General features: G+C 39.6%; 3 protein-coding genes. 2 read left to right on the top strand and 1 reads right to left on the bottom strand.

Annotation, left to right across the window (positions count from 1 at the left end):
- Positions 1-834, top strand: an 834-nt coding sequence (locus tag VE944_RS00815; RefSeq protein WP_324970956.1) for an ATP-binding cassette domain-containing protein, incomplete at its 5' end; no start/stop codon positions are given.
- A gap of 56 nt (positions 835-890) precedes the next feature.
- Here the strand turns inward: VE944_RS00815 and VE944_RS00810 are convergent.
- The gene (locus VE944_RS00810; protein ID WP_324970958.1) at positions 891-1,832 is read right to left on the bottom strand and encodes a hypothetical protein; all 942 of its coding nucleotides are present in this window, start codon (positions 1,830-1,832) and stop codon (positions 891-893) included.
- A 700-nt stretch (positions 1,833-2,532) separates the two neighbouring features.
- Here VE944_RS00810 and VE944_RS00805 point away from each other — a divergent pair.
- A partial coding sequence (locus VE944_RS00805) for an FAD-dependent oxidoreductase (protein ID WP_324970954.1) occupies positions 2,533-3,723 on the top strand: 1,191 nt, incomplete at its 3' end.

Genomic DNA, 3,723 nt, shown 5'->3' with positions numbered 1-3,723 from the left:
CAATTACCGATTGTTAATAAACAATCCCCAATTTTGAGCGTCAGTGAACTCAAGCAATACTACACCATAGAACCTAACTTTATTGAACGACTGTTTAACACACAAACCCAGACAATTAAAGCAGTAGATGGTATCAACCTGGATATTTATCCCGGAGAAATTCTCGGCTTAGTCGGGGAATCAGGTTGTGGTAAAAGTACGCTATCACGAACAATCTTGCAACTAATTCGTCCTACGAGTGGCAAAGTTGAGTTTTTAGGACAAGATTTAACTACACTGTCGCGTCAAGAAATTCGCTCCTCGCGGCGACAAATACAAATGGTTTTTCAAGATCCCCATGCTTGTCTCAATCCGGCGATGACAGTGGGACAAAGTATCGCTGATCCTTTATTTATCCACAATTTAGCAGATCCCGTTAAGGCAAAAGAACAGGTTTTGTGGATGCTAGAGAAAGTTGGGTTAACACCGCCAGAAGTGTATTATAAACGTTATCCATCAGATTTGTCTGGGGGACAACAGCAAAGAGTTGCGATCGCTCGTGCTTTGATTACTCACCCTAAACTTTTGATCTGTGATGAACCTGTAAGTATGTTAGACGCTAGCGTGCAGTCGCAAGTGCTAGATTTAATGTTGCAATTGAAAGAAGAATTTGAGTTAACTTATTTGTTCATCACTCATGATCTTTGGTTAGCTCGATTTTTGTGCGATCGTATTGCCGTGATGAATGGCGGTAAAATTGTCGAACTCGGTTTGACAAAAACCATTTTTGCTAATCCTCAGCACCCTTATACCAAAACCTTACTAGCTGCTGCTCCCTTACTAGCACGCGCTTAACCAAACAAACTCCTAATTCTTGTTTGTACAGACGCGATTCATCACGTCTCTAACTCCTAACTCTCGTCCCTCCCCTCAAGTAATTTAGTTGGTTCTCCAGTCGAACCATATAGCTCAACGTATCTTTTAAACAGCAATGCAGTCTCGTGATTTGAAGTCCTACTTAAATTGAATAAACGCCCTATATTTTTATCAGCTAAAGCTCTTAGATAGGGCAAATCTTCAAATAGTGTCAAACAAGAAGCAAAATGCAATATTATTTGTAAGAGTGGCTTTGGCCACTCTAAATCACTATAAATATCTATAAAGAAGTGATGCTCTAAGTCATTTAACGGGAAAGCATGAAATATAACAAATATCCTTTTGTTATTGTAAACTGGAATACTCAGTTCAACAGTGTAGGGAGTATGTAATATTAAATCTACCTCTACAATCGGTTGACGCCAAATCCTCAAAGCATTCGTCGGCGAATCTAATATTGTTTGGAATTTAATTATTCCACCAGTATTTGTGGGCTGAAAGTGGCTAATTTGAAAAATTTTCAGGTTATTAAGGCTAAAGCTATGAACTGTTTCCAAATGCCTTAAATTCAATAAATGATAAATTTGGCAAATATAAGGAAACGGTAAAATATACTCCTGGCTAATCATGTGGAGCTTTTTTACTTGAAGCTTGTTAGCTTGAGTCCGAGCGAGATATTCTTGATATTCGTTGGGGCCTAAATCATTGCTGTTAAAGCTTTCATCAGGCTTGAGATATAGCCAACTCAGAAAAAAGAAAGAGGCTGTAAGTAGCTGAAATATTTCTATAGGAGATAAATAACCATCAGCAAATCCAGCTATGCTTCTATCGCTTATGCCAAAAAGCCAAGATGGAATACCAAATAGCCAGATATTACTTTTGATTTGATCTATAAAAAGTGCTATCTCAACATTTGATATATTCCTATCCTTATGTACACTTAAATTATCATTATTTTTAAAGCAATTAGTGAACATAATACTTTGATTATTACTTAATACTAGCAATTCATAAAAACTTATTATTTATATTAAGTTTAAATACGAAATATAGTAACAACCTCTATCTTTAGCTGTATATACGAGATGTATTTCTTCATAGCTGTTTAATATCAAGCTTTTGTTAGATATAATCCCAAATCCTATCTATATCCAGCCAAAATAAAATTATTTGTAAGTCTTGTCATCAAAGGATTTGATATTGACTTCTTTAATGCATAAATTAAAAATAACAACTTTGCTAAAATCTTTCTGCTAGGTGAGTACAAAACTTAAAATTCTCTCATTTTTCCAAAATCAGTATATCTAGCTAGATAAAAAAGTTGATTTTTCCTGACAATAAAGGATGCCGTATTCTCGGTGGCAATACAACGCCAGTTACCTTAAGTAGGGAAACCCGCCCACACGACTGGCCTTTTCACGCAATCAAATAGAAACCTTATATATAGGACTAATGTTTGATTTATGAAAAAGCTCGGTACAGATCGAAAAGCCTAATTCCTTATTCCCTACTCCCTACTCCCCACTCCCCGCCCACGTAGATAATTTCAAAAATCAAATACGATTCCTATAAAATTGATATTTATTTGGGGATTTTTGCGTAAGTCCTGATAATTTATCTTGTTTGATGCCAAGCTATCTGGGGAGAATATGTCAAAACTCCAGTGAGGTATAAGCAATGGTTAATCAGACATACACATCTGATGTTTTAGTTGTCGGTGGGGGAACTGGTGGCACTGCGGCTGCTATCCAAGCAGCGCGACGGGGAGCCAAAACGATTCTGGTGAGTGAATTTCCTTGGTTGGGGGGAATGCTGACTTCGGCTGGAGTATCCGCACCCGATGGCAACGAATTAGAAGCCTTTCAAACGGGATTATGGGGTGCGTTTTTACAGGAATTGCGACAACGACAGCCCGGAGGATTAGATAACAGTTGGGTAAGCTTTTTTAGTTACGATCCTCGGATTGGGGCAGAGATTTTTGCAGATTGGGTGCAGGAATTGCCAAATCTGGACTGGATTTCTGGACAAGTGCCAATAGAAGTTTTTCGCCAAGGTGATTCTATTACTGGTGTGCGCTTTGCTGATTTTGCTGTCACAGCCAAAATTATTCTCGACGGCACAGAATTGGGAGATTTATTGCCTTTAGCTGAGATACCCTATCGCTGGGGCTGGGAATTGCAATCTGAGTGGGGAGAACCCAGCGCCCCAGTAGCTTTTAACTCTTTAACTGAAAGATATCCAGTGCAAGCGCCCACTTATGTAGTGATTATGCAAGACTTTGGTGAAGCGATGTCTACGACGGGCGTAGCTGCGGCACCAGAAATTCCATCTGCGCCTAACTATAATCCATCGCAGTTTACAGGCGCTTGGGATAGCTATGGCGCAGAGACATTTTTAAATTATGGACGTTTGCCTGGTGGCCTATTTATGATGAATTGGCCAATCTGTGGCAATGACTACGGCGAAGGAGTAGGGCGATTGATAGAGTCAGATGTATCCAGAGGTGAATTCATCCAAGAATCTCGCTGGCACAGCCAAAATTTTGCCCATTTTATCCAAAATCAGCTTGGTCGTCGCTATGGTTTAGCAGAAAAAGTATTTCCTCACACCCCTACTGCTTTTGCTCTACATCCCTATTACCGGGAAAGCCGCCGCTTAGTGGGGCTAACTACTGTCCGAGAACAGGATATTTTGCCGATCGCTGGAGGTAAAGTTGCATCTATATATGAAGCGATCGCAATTGGTAACTACGCTAATGACCATCATTATCCTGGTGTTCAATTCCCACTGCAACCTAAATCTATCCGTTGGGGGGGACGCTGGACTGGAACTCCTTTTACAATTCCCTACAGTTCATTAATTCCAGCC

This window comes from Nostoc sp. (genome assembly GCF_035638895.1).
GTDB lineage: Bacteria > Cyanobacteriota > Cyanobacteriia > Cyanobacteriales > Nostocaceae > Nostoc.
This window is presented reverse-complemented; position numbering and strand designations above follow the sequence as displayed.